Origin of the sequence: Algoriphagus oliviformis, assembly GCF_017254915.1 — a bacterium.
GTDB lineage: Bacteria > Bacteroidota > Bacteroidia > Cytophagales > Cyclobacteriaceae > Algoriphagus > Algoriphagus oliviformis.
Window position 1 is genome coordinate 1,143,039 of sequence record NZ_JAFKCT010000001.1, and the last position, 16,514, is coordinate 1,159,552.

Here is a 16,514-nt window from a genome sequence, read left to right on the forward strand (position 1 = left end):
GATCTTCCCACGGCGGTATCTTGGCCTGTGGGATGGCGCTCGATCGAGCCCAGGCAAATAAGGGTGTTCTCCACGGTCTTTTTTAAGACTAGGAGCTATAAAAAAGAGCCGACCCGAGCGATTTCGGGTCGGCGCTTGGCTTAAGCTTCCTTGGGATCCCTGCCGTATCGGTTTCTCCCTTGGTCTCCTTTGGTACATTGGAGAACAAGCAGCCAGATCGGTCCAACTATCGGAATCATGGAAATAAAGATCATTCCGCCGCTTTTGTCCACATCATGAAGCCTACGCACCGTGACCGCCAAACTGGGGATCACCGATGCAAGAACATAAACCAGGTAGATGGGGCCAAAAAAGCCATCGAAGAAGGCCATGTCGAGTAAATTGTCCAAGAGGACGGCCGCAATGAGGGCCAAAACGTGAAACAGGTGAAACATCCAGTATTCTTTGCGTCTCGCTCTGCCGTCGAAATCCGCATACTGCTGCCATACTTTGAGATACCAATCCATAAGGGTAATTGGGGTTAGGGTGATGGAATTTGTTTTGCGAAGAGACCTGTGGTCATCGCGGAGCAATATGTTGGATTTCATCATACCTAAAAATACCCTGTACAGGGTATTTTTAGTCGTTTTCTTTGCGAGCCAGCTCCTCAGAAGTAGCCAAGGCGATCACCCTACCTTGGTCGCCTACGGCATTGTAAAAGTGGTACACCACGCCATTCCACTTGATTACCCAAGGTTTGTGGGCGTATTGCCGGTCATAGGGGTCCGAGGGGGCGATCAGGTCAGCTCCTTCCCAATCTGTCCAGTGGACAAGATCATAGGAAGCGGCAAAGCGCTCAAACGCACCCGGCCTCCAGAAGGCGCCAAAATAGAACATGACGTAGAGATCGCCCATCTTGACGATCTGCGCATCCCCGCAAATTCCCTGATGCCTCGTGATAACGGGGTTTTCCCCAAAACGCTTCCAGGTCTTCAGGTCTTCCGATACGGCCATGCCAATGCTTTCGTAGTCCGCGGTGTCCCCTTTAGCATTGTAGTACATCACAAAAGGATAGCCGGTATGCAGCTCCGTATCCCGGATTACATGGCTTTTGTAGATCGTTTTGTCCTCAAACCAGCGCGCCCCCTCGTCCTCCGGGGACAAAAGTGGCTCGCGAGAGGTTTCCCATGCCCTGATTTCGGTAAGTGCGCTTGAACTTGCCATTCCCACTTTGAGGGTTCCCGCTTCGTAACCGCTGCTGCTTCCGCCCAGGTAGGTCATCCAGTAGCGGTCTTGGAATTTTTCCACACCATAGTCTCCTCCCCACTCCGTGTCCACCAGCGCGGGATAGCCGGCCTTTTGGTTGGCGTCCCAGGTGCCTTCGGTGAAGGAGAGAATCTTCCCCTGGGACTCCCAGTGGAGCAGATCCTCACTTTGCGCAAGCCAGGTCTCGTATCCCTGCCCGTCAAAGACGATGTAAGTCATGTGCCAAAGCCCTCCCTCACGGAAGATCGTCGGGGAGTCGATCATCTTGGTGCTGTCCGGGTGTTGAAACACGATCCCATATTTGAAAGGGGTCTTAATCTCCCCATACACTTCCTCCATGGCCTCTTGGGAGACGTTTTGGGGAAGCTTTTTGGCTTGGGGAGTGCAGGATGCGAGGCCGATGAAAAGGAATAGGAAGTGGATTTTCATGGAAAAAAGCGAAAAGATGAAGATATGGGCCTTGCCGCCGACAAACAACGGTTCGAAGCCGACTTTGGGCAGCGGGCCAGATTTGCAACAGCATAAAGACTCGTTTGGAAGTGTTTGCTATACAATACTTTGTATATTAAATACACTAAAACAGAGCTGCTGTCTGTGTCCGTTGTTGTTGGTAGCTAGCAAAAGCTAAATCGAAAACGTCCCTCACCAAAATTTGGACTACCTCGATTCCCGCTTTTTGGGGAGAAAAAGCTTCCTGCCGGCAAGGATGGGGATAGCGCAAACGGTGGCTCTCTTCTTTTTTTTGACAGCCAAACTCCTAAACCCATGGAAGAAAAAACCAAAAAAGCCACCTGGAAAGCCCATCCCGAAAACGAGGAATGGAATGACGCCCGAAACTGGGAAGATGGTGAAATGCCCGACGAGTCTGCGGTCTTTTCCCAATCCGACAAGACCGTGATTACTTTTTCCACCTTGGACTGTGCCAGGGTGGGACAGCTGGATTTTGAGCCAGGGGCACCATCCTTTTCCTTTCGCTTTGGCTCCAGCCCAAACAAACCGGCGCTGGATATCCACGGCGTTGGTATCCGGAACAAGTCGGGGCATAGCCAGAGTTTTGTGGTGGCTGCGACGGCGGCTAATTTCCGCACGCCCCAGCTTCGCTTTTCCAATAAGGCCACGGCCGGAGGGGAGGAGATGTCCTATTACTCGGGGCCGGAGTCCCTGGAGGATGGCTACGGAGGCGGCATCATCTCTTTTTTTGACCAGGCGACTGCCGGTACGGCCCGCTTCGTGGTGAGGACAGGAAAGCTGGCGCCTCCCAAGACGGAACGAAGCACGGTCGGCGGAGAAGTGGCCTTTTGTGATTATTCCACAGCCGAGCGGGCGGAGTTTACGATCTACGGCAGCCTGGGGATAGACGGGGATACCTTTGGCAATACCGTCTTCCATGACCATGCTACGGCTGCTCATGGCAGATTTACCAACATTGGCGGGACGGTCGCGGGCGGAGACGGAGGCAACACCCAATTTTACGATTCCTCGACTGCCGCACACGGGGTTTTCATCAACCTTGGAGGGACATTTTACAAGGCAAACGGCGGAGATGTGGCGTTTGACGGGACGGCCAGTGGAGCGCATGGGCACTTTCTGAACTATCCGGCCACGGTGGATGGGGGAAATGGCGGCGTCACCAGCTTCAACAACAACTGGCCCGACATGGGCACGGAGGGAGCTTCGGCCGGGGAGGCCACTTACCATAACTACGGCGCAACGGGCGCCCATCGGGGAGGTGGAGGCCATACGGAGTTCACCGCAAAATACGGCTGTCCCACCGCCGCAAAGGCCACGATCATCAACTACGGGAGCGCGATTCCCGGCAAGTCCACCGCGGGTCACACCATCTTTTCGATCAGCCTTCCCACCCAGCACTTTCCCACGGCGGGAAATGCGGTGATCAGAAACCTGCCCGCACTGAATGCCGACGCAGCACCTGGTAATACTTCCTTTGCGATGTATGCGGACTCGGAGAAGAATTCGACAAATCCTTCCCCTCCACCATCCGGCACGGATCCCCTGCAAAGCCAGCCCAAAGATCAGGTGCCGACTGCCGGGGAGGCCTTGGTGATCAACGAAGGTGGGAGCGTGCCGGGTGCTGCCGGAGGCTTTACCTCCTTCTCCGGCGTGTCTTCTGCGGGTAATTCCCGCCTGGTCGCCCACGGAGGAATGAATGGGGGGCAGGGTGGCAAAGTGGTCTTTGCAGACTGGGCCAGCGGTGGCACTTGCCATGTTTGCCTCTATGGCAACGGGGAGCTGGATCTCGGCTGGATGAGCCAAAAGCTGAGCATAGGCCTGCTGGAAACAGCCGGAGGCATAGTCGCGATGGCATTGGGTTCAAAAGGCTTTGGGCTGGAGCTCGGCAGTCAGCTGATCCTCCACTCGGGGACGTTGAGTTTCCGGTTTTTTGGGAGCGAGTCCTCGGGGTTTGATTTTGGTCAGGACTACGAGGTCTTGACCGCGCCAAATCTCTCCTGCTTCAATGTGGGCCAGTTTGCAGCCAATGATCTGGATGGGGCCTCTCCGCACTTCACCCTGTCTGGCAACAAGCTCAGCGTTTCCTACTCCAAGTCGTAAAAAGGCGGTTTTTCCCTCCTCGCTCCCTGGAAGGCGCTGTGTTCGAAACAAATGATCCCCCATTTGTTTCGATTTTATACCCAAGCGGATTTCGGGGATTTGGCTAACTTATGCCCCCAAGTAAACTCAAAATATGGCCAACTTTAACATAGACGCAGACAAGAATCTGACCTACGATGCCATCGTCATCGGCTCGGGGATCAGCGGAGGCTGGGCGGCAAAAGAACTTTGCGAAGCCGGTCTCAAAACCCTCGTCCTGGAGCGGGGAAGAATAGTGGAGCACGTGGTGGACTATCCGACCATGAACTACGACCCTTGGGAAGTGGAGCTCCGAGGCAGCCTCACACCGGAGCAAAAAGCCCGACATCCCAAGGGCGGCAGGTCGGGATTCATCGGCTCGATGAACGAGCACTTCCATGCCAACGACGTGGAAAATCCCTACACCGAGGTCAAGCCTTTCCTGTGGGTGCGTGCCCACCAGATGGGAGGCCGCTCCCTGCTCTGGGGCAAACAGACCTACCGCTGGTCGGACCTGGACTTTGAGGCCAATGCCAAGGACGGCCATGGAGTCGACTGGCCGATCCGATACAAGGACATCGAGCCTTGGTACACGCATGTAGAGAAATTCGCCGGGATCAGCGGGGAAGCTTTGGGCTTGCCTCAGCTGCCGGACTCGCACTTTCTCCCGCCCATGGAGCTCAACTGTGTGGAAAAGCAGATCAAAGAGCGCATCGAAAAGGAATTCAAGGGCCGAAACATGATCATCGGCCGCGTGGCGCACCTGACCCAGCCGCACAACGGACGCGGGCAGTGCCAGTCCCGCAATCGCTGCGATCGCGGCTGTCCCTACGGCGCTTACTTTAGTTCCAATGCCGTGACCCTGCCCGCGGCAAACGCGACCGGCAACTTGACCATCCGCCCTTACTCCATCGTGCAGTCGGTGGTGTATGACGAGCAAAAAGGCAAAGCCAGCGGCGTGCGCATCATCGATGCGGAGACCGGCGAAGACATCGTGTACAAAGCCAAGATCGTCTTTGTCAATGCCTCTGCCCTGAGCACGACCCAGATCCTGCTCAACTCTACCTCCAGCCGCTTTCCAAACGGGCTGGGAAATGACTCCGGCGAACTCGGTCACAATCTCATGGACCACACCTACCGCATCGGCGCGATGGGCACCGTGGAGGGGTTCGAAGACCAATACTACAAAGGCCGACGTCCAAACGGCATCTACATTCCCCGCTATGTCAACTTGAAAGATGGACCTCAAAGTGACAAGTTTGTCCGAGGCTATGGATTCCAAGGCGGTGGCGGACGCGCCGGATGGGGAGCGGGCAGCAACCAAGAGGATTTTGGCGGCAGCTTCAAGGACGGACTGATGAAGCCCGGGCCTTGGGAGTTTTTCATCACAGGCTTTGCGGAGTGCCTGCCGTATCATGAAAACAAGGTGTCGCTCAACACCGACGTCCTCGACAAGTGGGGCCAGCCTACGCTCAGCATCGATGCCCAGTGGGGTGCCAATGAGCTGGAGCTCAACAAGCAGATCCGCATCGATGCGCGCGAGATGCTGGAGCGCGCGGGGGTCAAGGACATCATGGACTTTGACAAAGAGCACGAGATGGGCTATGGCATCCACGAGATGGGCACTGCCCGCATGGGCAAAGACCCCAAAACCTCCGTGCTCAATGCTACCAACCAAGTGCATGGCTGCGAAAACGTATTCGTCACCGACGGGGCCTGCATGACCTCCTCCTCCTGTGTGAATCCTTCCCTGACCTATATGGCACTCACCGCGAGAGCCGCCAGCCACGCGATTTCCGAACTCAAAAAGCAAAACCTCTAAGCCATGAATAGACGAGAAGCACTTAGAAAATCAGCCCTCGGGCTCGGCGCTGCGGTGGGCACTCCTACTTTACTGAGCTTGCTGCAAGCCTGCGCCCAGCAGGATAGACTGACTTGGACACCGCAGTTTCTGGCCGAGGATCAGGCGAGGTTTATTTCCTCTTTTGTGGATTTCCTGCTGCCAAAGACCGATACACCGGGCGGCCTGGACGTGAAGGCGGACATCTTCATGGACTTGATGTATGCCAAGGCCTACGACGAAGGCGGACAGAAAAACACCGTCGAGGAGATCGCCAAGTTCAATGAAGACTGCAAGGCAACCTACGGAGCCGTCTTTGCGGAGCTGAGCGCTGAGGACAAAGCGGCCTGTTTCCGTGAGCACGAAGCCAATTCCCCCAAATTCGCCAAAAACGTCTGGGGAACCTCCGTGGGGCCAAGCCAGCCGGTGGGCTTTTACCGGGGCTTGAAATCCATGGCGCTCTGGGCCTATTTCAGCTCGGAGGAGATTGGTAAAAATGTCCTGACCTACGACCCTATTCCAGGCCCCTATCAGGGATGCATTCCACTTTCGGATGTGGGAAATACCTGGAGTTTGTGATTTTGATTTAATATTGACTCTCCCTTCGATGTCCGAGGGGAGAGTTTTTTTATGCCATGAAAATCAAAACATCGCTTTTCCTTCTCATTTTTGCCATTCTTGTTTGCACGAATGGCAGCACGCTCCATGCGCAAGATACTGGCAAACCCAACGTCATCCTGGTCAATGTCGATGACCTAGGCTGGAGGGATGTGGGCTTCATGGGCGGTAGCTACTACGAGACGCCAAACCTCGACAGGCTGGCTTCCCAGAGCGTAGTGTTCACCCAAGCCTACGCCGGTGCCTCCAACTGCGCGCCGAGCAGGGCGACGATGCTCACAGGCAGGTATCCGATGACCCACGGAGTGTACACCGTCAGCCCCTCGGATCGGGGCAATGCCGCAACTCGAAAGCTGATCCCCACTCCCAATTCCGACCACATTCCCGCCGATAGCTATACCCTTGCCCAGCTCTTCAAAGACCAGGGCTATGTCACGGGGATATTTGGAAAGTGGCATGTGTCGCGAGACCCCAGGGACTTTGGGTTTGATGTGAACGTGGGCGGTGGGCCGCAGGGCAATCCCGGCCAAAAGGGCTATTTCAGCCCCTACAAGGTGGGCATCCCATCCTCCGGAGCGGGGGAATACTTGACGGATCGGTTGACGGCGGAGGCGATCAGTTTCGCGGAGGAAAATCGGGACAACCCCTTTTTTCTATACCTGCCCTTCTACACCGTCCACTCGCCCCTGATGGCGAAGGAAGAGCTAAAGGCCAAGTTTGACCGAAAGCCGGGAGAGCCCGGTCGTGACAATGCCACCTATGCGGCGATGATCTACTCCATGGACGAGAATGTGGGGAGGCTGATGGCGGCGATCGATTCCCTCGGTTTGGATGAAAATACCATCCTGATCTTCACCTCTGACAACGGGGGCGTCCGTGCGACCAGCCATCAGGATCCGCTGAGGGCGGGAAAAGGGAGCTACTACGAAGGCGGTATCCGGGTTCCCTTGTTTGTGCGCTGGCCGGGAAGATTCCAAGCGGATCGAGTGGGGAGTCCGGTGCTGCAGATGGACTTTTTTCCGACCATTCGCCAGCTCTTGAAAGCCGAAACGGAGCTTGAGGTCGACGGAATATCCATCCTGGGTCTTTTGGATGGGGAAGAGCCCGAGCCCAGGGAGCTTTTTTGGCACTTTCCCATCTACCTCGAGGCCTACGATCCTAGGGAAGATCAATCACGGGACCCCTTGTTCCGGACCCGTCCAGGCTCGGTGATCCGCTCTGGAGACTGGAAGCTGCACCATTACTTTGAGGAGGACGAGTACGAGCTATACCATCTGGCGGAGGATCTGGGCGAGCGGAGCAATCTGTTGGACTCCCATCCCGAAAAAGCGCAAGAGCTGATCAAAAAGCTCGACGCTTGGCGGCGATCTACCCGAGCCCCCGTGCCGACCGAGCTAAATCCGAGCTATGATCCCGCGGAAGTGCAAAGACTAAGCAAGCGGTCCATGGAGGGCCATTAAAAAAGAAAGCTCCCCAGTCTTGAGGAGCTTTCTCGCGGTTGTGACGCTGGCGTTGCCACTTTTCTTGACTCAGAGCGAAGACTGGGTGTAACCCATTTTTTGGAGCTTTTCGATGATTCTTCCCATGACTTCCTGGCCTTTTTTCTGCCCGACGACCATGGATTCCTGGGTGATCGCAGGGGTGACCTCCAGGGTTTTCTTTCCGATGGGAGAATTGTAAAAGTCTATCAGCGCCAATAGTTCCGCTTCCGTGTAGTACTTGGCGTAGATCGGAGCGATCTCGTCCATCATGCTTTCGGAGGTGAATTCTTTCTTAAACTCCTCCCAGACCTCCGAGGGAACATTGGCGGAGGCTATACCGGGCATTTGGGCCATGACGTCGATCATTTTGGAAATGGACTCATTGAGCTGCATGGCCTCCATCAGTCGGTAGGCCGGTTCTTTCTGGGTTTGCTGGGCTTGGGACAAAAAGGCAAATAGGCAGAGTGCGAAGGCGAGAAGTACGCGTTTCATAAAATATGGATTTAAGTTGCGTAAATATATAGTCTAATTCCCTCACAAAGGAGGTGGGGCCAAGTAGTGTTGTGGAATAATTTCTACATTTTTTTGTGGAAATTATTCCGCAACGGAGCGGATTCGGCTGTCTTTGGGGCGGTTTTTTTGTGGCACGAAATTGTCCCAGCACTGGGCAATGCAAGAAGACCCATACATGAAAAAAGCTTTGATAATCGACGACGAAGTTGATTTGTGTATGCTCCTCTCGATGCAGTTGAGATCCTTGGGTATTGCCAATGAATACGTCAATTCCATCACCGAGGCGAAGGAGAAGTTTAAAAACAATCGCTTTGGAATCGTGTTTCTCGACTTGAACCTAAAGGACGGTACCGGCTATGACATGTTGGAGTTTATCAGCGGTTTTCCGAAGCGCCAGCGGGTCATCGTCATCAGCGCCTATGACAATGAGCGCAACAAGGCGCTGGATCACGGGGCGGACTTTTTTCTGCCCAAACCGTTTACCAAGAAAAAGGTAGCACAAATCATCGACTCGATCTAACTTTAAATACCAATCATCCCCCATGAGCAACCAAATCTTAGTAATAGACGATGATCAGGACCTGTGCAGGGTTCTGTCCAACTTTTTGAAAAAATCAAACTATGAGGTGGACGTGGCCTACAAGGCTGGAGAGGCCCTAGAGTATCTGCGCTCCAAGTCCTACGATCTCGTTTTGTGCGATTACAAGCTGCCCGACATGACCGGGGTGGAGGCTTTGCAAAAGATCAAAGTACTCAGTCCAGACGTGGCCGTGATCATCATCACCGGCTACAGCGATGTGCGCACGGCGGTGGAGACTTTCCGCTACGGCGCCAATGACTACGTCACCAAGCCTCTCTATCCGGACGAGTTGCTGGTGACCGTGAAGGAAACCATCCAGAAGAACCAGGAGCGAAACGAGGCCCGAAGCGGCAAGCCGGCTCCAAAGCCAAAGAAGGAAGAAAAGGGCTCCGAAAGCCAGCCCAAATTCATCTTTGGGCGCAGTGAGGCTTCCAAGTCCGTGCAGCAGTATGTGGACCTGATCGGTCCCACGGATATGTCCGTGCTGATCATCGGGGAAACAGGCACCGGAAAGGAGTTTGTCTCCAATTCCATCCATAAGCAAAGCAATCGCTCGGACAAGCCCTTCGTTGCCATAGACTGCGGTGCCTTGCCCAAAGAACTGGCCGGAAGCGAGCTTTTTGGCCACATGAAGGGATCCTTCACCGGCGCCATTGCCGACAAGCCCGGCAGCTTCGAGACGGCCAACGGGGGGACGGTATTTCTCGACGAGATAGGAAACCTGAGCTACGAAAACCAAGTGAAGCTCCTCAGGGTGATCCAGGAGCGGAAAATCCGACGAATTGGAGGCCAAAAAGACATCAGCATCGACGTTCGCATCATCGCCGCGACCAACGAAAATCTGACCCAAGCGATCCGCGACGGCAGGTTCCGCGAGGATCTGTATCACCGAATCAACGAATTCAAAATCGATCTCCTCCCGCTCCGTGAGCGCAAGGAAGACATACTCACTTTTGCGGAGCTGTTTTTGAAACATGCCAACCAGTCGCTCAACAAGGAGGTCAAGGGCTTTTCGGAAGAGGTCATCCAGCACTTCATGAACTACCAGTGGTATGGCAATCTCCGTGAGCTCAACAACGTGGTGAAGCGGGCCGTCCTCCTGACCAAAGGGGAAAAAGTGCAGCCTGATGCCCTTCCTGACGAGATTTCCCGGCCTAGGGCATTTGCCGCCAAGGACAATGCCGAGCCGGAGGAAGACAGCCACACCCTGCGCTCCGTGTCCGGAGAGGCCGAAAAACAGGCTATCATCAATGCGCTGGAAGCCAGTCGCTACAACAAGTCCAAGGCAGCTGACCTGCTGCGAATAGACAGAAAAACCCTCTACAACAAGCTTAAACTTTACAAAATCCAGGACTATTAAACCATCACTGAAACCTGCTGGATTTTTGGAAGAAAATTACTCCCCATGAACCATAAAAGACTACGTCTGCTCTTCTCTCTTGTCATGGGGCTGTTGATCCTGTTGTGTATATGGACCTACTGGAACCTCAGTAGCTATGTGCGGACGGTCGGAGATATCCGAACGGTGAACATCACCACCCAGACGACCACCATGGTCATGTCGCTGATCAAGGATGCCGAGACCGGCCACCGCGGCTACCAGCTGACCGAGGACGAGGAATACCTGAAGCCGTACTATCGGGCCAAGATTGACATCCCCGCAGAGCTGGCCAAGCTGGACAGCCTCTCGGAGTTTACCCCGGAGATCAAGGTTCCAGCCGATGAGCTGAGAATCTTGGTGGACAGGCAGTTGGCCATCATTGAGCAGATTCTACAGGCTACCAATTGGAAGAATTCCACCCTGCAGGAGGAGGAAGTGAGGCTGCTGGGTGAGGGGAAAAAAAACATGGACGAAATCCGCCGGGTAGCGGACACGATCACGCAGACCACGCGTAAGATAGTTCTCGAAGCCTTGGAAGACGAGGGGGGCTTCAAGACCCTCACGCCGATCAATTTGCTGGTAATCGCCCTGATCGCTTTCGGAGGCATTCTGTTGCTGTTTACCCGCGCGGTGATGCTGCTGGAGGAGCGTGACAAAAAATCCCAAAACCTCGAAAAGGCGCTCCTGGATCTGAAAGAGGAAACGCAAAAGCGGATGCATGCCAGTAACCTGCTCAGAAGTGTCCTCGACAATTCCCGGGACGGAATCATGGCTGCCACCGCACTGAGGGACGAATCCGGGCAAATCATAGATTTTGAGTTTTTGCTGGTAAATGATGCTGCTGCGGAGATGGGGAACCAAAACCAGACTAAGATGATGGCCAAGACCTTCTCGGAGGTTTTTCCCAAAAACCACGAGCAACTGCTCGCCGAGTACGCCGCGGTAGTGGATTCGGGAGTGGATTTCCGAAGGGAAATAGAGGTAGAACTCGGCGGAAACACGGTCTGGGTCAAGATCCTGGCGGCTAAGTTCAACGACGGCTTGGTGTTTACTTTCTCCGATATCACCAAGGAAAAGGAAGTCGAGCTTCAGCTCCGCAACTATACCCAGGAGCTCATGCGCTCCAACGAGGATTTGGAGCAGTTTGCCTACGTGGCCTCCCATGACTTGCAGGAGCCGCTGCGCAAGATCCGCTCCTTTGGCGACAGGCTGGTCACCAAGTACCACGACAAGCTGGACGACATGGGCAAAGACTACATCGAGCGCATGCAGGTGGCCTCGGGGCGTATGCAAAACCTGATCGAGGATTTGCTGGCCTTTTCCCGGATCACCCGCAGCAGTGAGCTCCCCGGCAAGGTGGACATGAAAAAATTGTTTGAGGAGATTTCAGAGGACCTTTCCGACCAGGTCAACCGGGAAGATGCCGTGCTGGAATTTCATAAAGTGCCGCCCGTGTTGGGCGTGAAGGGACAGATTCAGCGGCTTTTCCAGAATCTGATCAGCAATGCGATGAAGTTCAGAAAGGCGGAGGAACGCCCGCTGATCAAGATTTCGGGAGAAAAACTGAGTGCACTGGACGTGACAAAGGATTTTTCATTTACCCCGCGGTACAAGAATTACGTGAAGATCACCGTTTCTGACAATGGGATCGGCTTTGACGAAAAGTACGCAGAGCAGATCTTCAACGTATTTCAGCGCCTGCACGGGAAAAACGAATTTGAAGGTACAGGGATCGGCCTCGCCATCTGTAAGAAGATTGTGACCCATCATGGGGGGATTATCGCCGCCAAAAGTATAGAAGGAACGGGCTCTGATTTTATTGTTATATTACCTTCATTAAACTAATCTAATATGTCAATTGTCCCTATGAATAAGCTCAATAATAAGGTCACGATCCTCATGGCGGACGACGATGCCGATGACCAGCTGCTCCTTCAGGAAGCCCTGAAGGAAAACAACATCCCCAACTCCATTCATTTTGTCGAAAACGGTGAAGAGCTGATCGATTTTCTGAACAAAAGGGGAAAGTTTGAAGGGGTGGACTGTACTCCCGGACTGATCCTACTGGATCTGAATATGCCCAAAATGGACGGCAGACAGGCACTCAAGCTGCTCAAGGCTGACAGCATACTGAAAAAAATCCCCATCGTAGTCCTGACTACCTCACGAGCGGACTCGGATATCCTGGAATGCTATGACTTGGGAGTCAACTCCTTCATCAGCAAACCGGTAAACTTTGCCGAACTGGTCGAAGTCACCCGGGAAATCAGCAACTACTGGCTGGGCACCGTGACCCTGCCCGAATCAAAATAAAACATGGTAATAGAGGAAATCAAAATCCTTCTGATTGAAGATGATGAGGATGATGCTTTCTTGGTAAGGGAGTACCTATCCGATGTGAAAAACTTCAGCTGCGTGCTGGACTGGGAACCCAATCCTGAGCGCGGCAAAAGCAAAATTCTAAACGGTAAGTATGACCTGTTTCTGATCGACTTCTACCTGGGCAAGTCCACCGGGCTGTCGATCATAGACTTTATCCACAAAAACCGGATCCTCACACCTGCCATCCTGCTCACCGGGCGAAACGACGCCCAGATCGATGTGGATGCCAGCATGGCCGGAGCCTTTGACTATTTGGTCAAAGGGGATCTGCGCCCAGACATCCTGGAGCGCTCCATCCGCTACTCCATCAAGCAGGGCCGCATCATCCGTGAGCTGGACGAGAAGGAAAAGAAGTACAGATCCCTGTTTGAGCGCTCGCTGGACTGTATTTTCCTCGCCAACAGCGAGTACGCGATGCTCGAGCTCAACGATTCCTTTCTGGACTTTTTTGGATACGAGCCCTTGGAAAACGCCAATCTCCACCTGAGGGAAATCTTTGCAAACGAGGAGGATTTCGAGTTCTGTGTGGAGCAGCTCAAGACCCAAGAGGTCGTCAAGGACTTCGAAGTGGTGCTGTTGACAAAGGATCGCGAGCCCAAGGTCTGCCTGTTCAACTGCGTCTTTATCCCCGACCAAGCGGATGACTTCTGTTGCTATCAGGGAATCATCCGGGATCTCACGTTCTGGAAAAAAGCCGAACGCGAAATGATGGTCGCCGAAAAGCTCTCCATGACGGGCAAGCTCGCCCGCACCATCGCACACGAGATACGCAATCCCCTCACCAACCTAAACCTCGCCCTGGACAACCTCAAGGAGGAAATCTCCGAAGGGGAGGAAGGCTCCATCCTGTACACGGAGATCATCCAGCGCAGCTCCAACCGTATCGAAACCCTCATCGGCGACTTGCTCAACTCCTCCAAACCCAAAGAACTGCAGCTCGAGCTCAGCTCCCTGCACCGCATCCTGGACGACGTCCTGGAGCTGGTCAGAGACCGCGCCAAGCTGAGGGGAATCCGGATTGCCGAGGAGCTGGAGGAGGAGCTGCCGAGGATCTTTGTGGATCGGGAGAAGCTCTCCATCGCCCTGGTAAACATCCTGCTCAACGGCATCGAGGCGATCGAGCATGCAGAAGGGGTGCTTACGGTGCAGACCGAGCTTCGTGGCAATTCCATCTTCCTGATCATCGAAGACAACGGGCAGGGGATTGCCAAAGAGGACCTCAAAAAAATCTTCGACCCCTTCTATACCAGCAAGTCCGAAGGCACCGGCCTTGGCCTCACCTCCACGCTCAATATCCTTTCCAGCCACAATGCCGGCATCCAGGTCAACAGTACCGTGGGAGTGGGCACCCGCTTCGAGATCGAGTTTCCCCTTCCCGGACATTGACAGCCTGCCTTTGACACTTTCCGGGCTTGTTTAGAAGAAAAAATCGCAAGCCGCAGCTGGCAATTGTTGGGAAGAGCTTGATTTTTTACCCACTTGGAATTCTTTGGCCACAAAAAAAGGCAGTCTCTGGTGAGTGAGACTGCCCTTGTTCGTTCCAGCTTATCGATCCTACTTGAATACACGGGCTCCAAAGATGAGCGTGAGTAGAAACAAGACGATAAAAAGGAAGAACAATACCTTTGCGATGGAAGCAGCTCCCGCTGCGATTCCACCAAATCCGAATATTGCCGCGATGATCGCAACAATAAAGAATCCTAAAGCCCAACGTAACATAGTCGTGTGATTTTGGTGAATGTTTTTTTCCATCCCTTAGAGAAAAATGGATGCCAAGCCCAATTGGGCGCTCCAAAGGCCGGTTTTTCCGGTTTTGGGGTCGGGGGATGGGGAAGCCTTTCCCCACCGCCACAACAAATTCCCCATTCTGATTTTTCAAAAAGGCCTTTTTTGGGCTTTTGAGCCATTTTTTGCGCTTGGCACCAGGCTTGACTATCTGGGAGTACAAACATTTTGTACACTAAACCACAATCACAATGAAAACGGACACCAAATTCAAGATCCAGGGTTCTTGGAAAGAACTCAAAGGAAAACTCAAACAAAAGTATGCAGATCTGACCGACGATGATTTGCTCTATGAAGAGGGCAAAGACGAAGAGCTGATCGGGAGACTTCAGCGCAAGCTGGGTATGACTATGGAAGAAGTGAAAGAAGAGATCAACGGGCTGTAAATCGCCTTGGATTGTTCACACAACTAAACCAAGAAAATCATGAAATCGAAAGCAATAGCAATACTGGGACTTGCGGCATTGGGATTCACTGCCATGTCCTGTGGAGAAAATAGAGCCGAAAGGCAGGCAGAAAAAGCCAACCAAGAGATGATGGGGGCCCAAAAGGACTTCGAAAAAGAGCGCGCCGAGCTGCGTGAAGACCTTAGAGAACTCGAAACCGACATCGACAAGAAGATGATGGAGCTCGAGGCGAAAAAGGAGAAAGCCGATGCGAAAATGAAAGCCGAAATCGAAGAGATGGAAGTGGAGCTCAAGCGGGAGAAAACCGAAGTGGGCCAAGCCATCGATGACCTCGAAAGAGCCACCGAAAACACTTGGGAAGACGTGAAGACTTCGGTCAACAACACGACCCGCGACATCGAGGATACTTGGAAAGAGTTCAAATCCGATGTCAAGGATACCTTCGAAAAAGACAATAAGTAAGTAAATGGGTGATGGAGTAGGAAAAGGGGCTGGTTTTTAATCAGCCCTTTTGTTTTGACTAAGCCTAAAAGAATTTAAACAGAACAATATCAATGAAGCTGCTGCAAGCCTGGCAAATTCTCAAGAAGTCGGTCACTTCCTTTATGGAAGAAGACGCCTTTACCTATTCGGCGGCGATTTCATTTTACACCATGCTTTCCTTGCCGGCGGTGCTGCTGATCGTGGTGTCGATCGGAGCCACGCTGTATGAGGAAAATAGGATACAGCAGGAGCTGATCGACCAGATCTCCAGGCTCATCGGCCCATCCACGGCGGGTCAGATCGAGCAGATTCTTGCCAAAGCTTCCATCGAGCAGCAAAGCACCCTGCTCGCCCGCACGGTGGGCATAGGCACGCTGGTATTCAGCTCCACGACGGTCTTTTTCTCCCTACAGACGGCGATCAACAAAATCTGGAACATCGAAGCCAAGCCGGAGAAAGGCTTTGTCAAATACCTGCTCAACCGGCTGCTTTCCTTGGCCATGGTCATCGGGATAGGCTTTATCCTGATGGTTTCCCTCGTGGTGGAAGCACTCCTGGCGCTGTTCAAGAAGTTTGTGCAGGGATTCCAAGAGGAGCTGTCGGTCATCTTGATGAAAGTCGGCTCGGAGGTGGTCTCCTTTGGGATCATCATGGTGATCTTTTCGATGATGTATAAGATCCTCCCTGATGCCAAACTCAAATGGAAGGACGTTTGGGTGGGGGGATTGATCACGGCCGCGCTCTTCATAGGAGGAAAGCTATTGATCGGCGTGTATCTGGGCGCAAGTTCCTTTACGGATGCCTATGGAGCGAGCGGCTCCTTGGTAGTCATGCTGGTGTGGACCTATTACGCCTCATTCATTTTCCTCTTTGGGGCAAAGATCACCTACATCTACACCAAGCGCCATGGGGAGGGGATAGATACCTACGACACCGCCGTGGAAGTGCAAAACGTCAAGATCGAGACGCCGTCCGAATAGCGTTTGGGAGAAAAAACCAGACATTGTCTAGGCAGGCAGCTCTGTTTTTACCCACTTTGTGGACTTTGACAGACTTCATTTTGCGAGGGTACCTCTACACTTTGGAAGATTTTTTTGCTTTGCCGCAGTCTTGCGGAATTTAATTTCCAAAAAACAGGAGGAATGAGAATAGAAGACAAAAATCTCCAAATGGTCTTGATATTGAATGATATGAGGAAACCAAAATAAAT

The 16,514-nt window shown here is 53.2% G+C and carries 16 protein-coding genes; 12 read left to right on the top strand and 4 right to left on the bottom strand.

Going from position 1 to position 16,514, the window contains the following annotated elements; translation table 11 throughout:
- Positions 1-140 precede the first annotated feature (140 nt).
- Positions 141-506 (bottom strand): DUF805 domain-containing protein, encoded by a 366-nt coding sequence (locus J0A68_RS04960; RefSeq protein WP_206577075.1) that lies wholly within the window; start codon positions 504-506, stop codon positions 141-143.
- 112 nt (positions 507-618) lie between these two features.
- A complete protein-coding gene (locus tag J0A68_RS04965; protein ID WP_236021338.1) occupies positions 619-1,674 on the bottom strand; it encodes a glycoside hydrolase family protein in 1,056 nt (351 codons plus the stop codon).
- A gap of 336 nt (positions 1,675-2,010) precedes the next feature.
- Between J0A68_RS04965 and J0A68_RS04970 the strand changes: the two genes are divergently transcribed.
- The 4 genes from J0A68_RS04970 (at position 2,011) to J0A68_RS04985 (ending at position 7,752) form a co-directional block, all read left to right on the top strand.
- Positions 2,011-3,816, top strand: a complete 1,806-nt coding sequence (locus J0A68_RS04970) for a hypothetical protein (RefSeq protein ID WP_206577076.1) — start codon at positions 2,011-2,013, stop codon at positions 3,814-3,816.
- Between the two features lie 133 nt (positions 3,817-3,949).
- The gene (locus J0A68_RS04975; RefSeq protein WP_206577077.1) at positions 3,950-5,656 is read left to right on the top strand and encodes a GMC oxidoreductase; all 1,707 of its coding nucleotides are present in this window, start codon (positions 3,950-3,952) and stop codon (positions 5,654-5,656) included.
- A 3-nt stretch (positions 5,657-5,659) separates the two neighbouring features.
- Positions 5,660-6,253, top strand: a complete 594-nt coding sequence (locus J0A68_RS04980; protein ID WP_206577078.1) for a gluconate 2-dehydrogenase subunit 3 family protein — start codon at positions 5,660-5,662, stop codon at positions 6,251-6,253.
- Between the two features lie 56 nt (positions 6,254-6,309).
- Complete coding sequence (locus J0A68_RS04985) at positions 6,310-7,752, top strand: sulfatase (RefSeq protein ID WP_206577079.1); 1,443 nt, start codon at positions 6,310-6,312, stop codon at positions 7,750-7,752.
- Between the two features lie 69 nt (positions 7,753-7,821).
- Here J0A68_RS04985 and J0A68_RS04990 read toward each other — a convergent pair whose 3' ends face one another.
- Complete coding sequence (locus J0A68_RS04990) at positions 7,822-8,265, bottom strand: DUF2059 domain-containing protein (protein WP_206577080.1); 444 nt, start codon at positions 8,263-8,265, stop codon at positions 7,822-7,824.
- Between the two features lie 196 nt (positions 8,266-8,461).
- Here J0A68_RS04990 and J0A68_RS04995 point away from each other — a divergent pair, with 196 nt between their 5' ends.
- Genes J0A68_RS04995 through J0A68_RS05015 form a run of 5 tightly spaced genes read left to right on the top strand, consistent with a single transcriptional unit; the run spans position 8,462 to position 14,015 of the window.
- Complete coding sequence (locus J0A68_RS04995; RefSeq protein WP_206577081.1) at positions 8,462-8,806, top strand: response regulator; 345 nt, start codon at positions 8,462-8,464, stop codon at positions 8,804-8,806.
- 22 nt (positions 8,807-8,828) lie between these two features.
- Positions 8,829-10,226 (top strand): sigma-54-dependent transcriptional regulator, encoded by a 1,398-nt coding sequence (locus J0A68_RS05000; RefSeq protein ID WP_206577082.1) that lies wholly within the window; start codon positions 8,829-8,831, stop codon positions 10,224-10,226.
- 45 nt (positions 10,227-10,271) lie between these two features.
- The gene (locus J0A68_RS05005) at positions 10,272-12,092 is read left to right on the top strand and encodes a sensor histidine kinase (RefSeq protein ID WP_206577083.1); all 1,821 of its coding nucleotides are present in this window, start codon (positions 10,272-10,274) and stop codon (positions 12,090-12,092) included.
- Positions 12,093-12,113: 21 nt separating this feature from the next.
- Positions 12,114-12,560, top strand: coding sequence for a response regulator (locus J0A68_RS05010; protein ID WP_206577084.1), 447 nt, complete (start codon positions 12,114-12,116; stop codon positions 12,558-12,560).
- Positions 12,561-12,563: 3 nt separating this feature from the next.
- Positions 12,564-14,015, top strand: a complete 1,452-nt coding sequence (locus tag J0A68_RS05015) for an ATP-binding response regulator (protein WP_206577085.1) — start codon at positions 12,564-12,566, stop codon at positions 14,013-14,015.
- A gap of 168 nt (positions 14,016-14,183) precedes the next feature.
- On the opposite strand, the gene J0A68_RS05020 is transcribed toward J0A68_RS05015, so the two are convergent.
- Positions 14,184-14,381 carry a DUF1328 family protein gene (locus tag J0A68_RS05020; RefSeq protein ID WP_438839563.1) on the bottom strand — a complete coding sequence of 66 codons (198 nt, stop codon included), beginning with the start codon at positions 14,379-14,381 and terminating at the stop codon, positions 14,184-14,186.
- Positions 14,382-14,605: 224 nt separating this feature from the next.
- Between J0A68_RS05020 and J0A68_RS05025 the strand changes: the two genes are divergently transcribed.
- The 3 genes from J0A68_RS05025 (at position 14,606) to J0A68_RS05035 (ending at position 16,284) form a co-directional block, all read left to right on the top strand.
- Positions 14,606-14,800: a CsbD family protein gene (locus tag J0A68_RS05025; protein WP_206577086.1), complete on the top strand. Its 195-nt coding sequence runs from the start codon at positions 14,606-14,608 to the stop codon at positions 14,798-14,800.
- A 39-nt stretch (positions 14,801-14,839) separates the two neighbouring features.
- Complete coding sequence (locus tag J0A68_RS05030) at positions 14,840-15,283, top strand: hypothetical protein (protein ID WP_206577087.1); 444 nt, start codon at positions 14,840-14,842, stop codon at positions 15,281-15,283.
- Positions 15,284-15,375: 92 nt separating this feature from the next.
- Positions 15,376-16,284, top strand: coding sequence for a YihY/virulence factor BrkB family protein (locus J0A68_RS05035; RefSeq protein WP_206577088.1), 909 nt, complete (start codon positions 15,376-15,378; stop codon positions 16,282-16,284).
- Positions 16,285-16,514 lie beyond the last annotated feature (230 nt).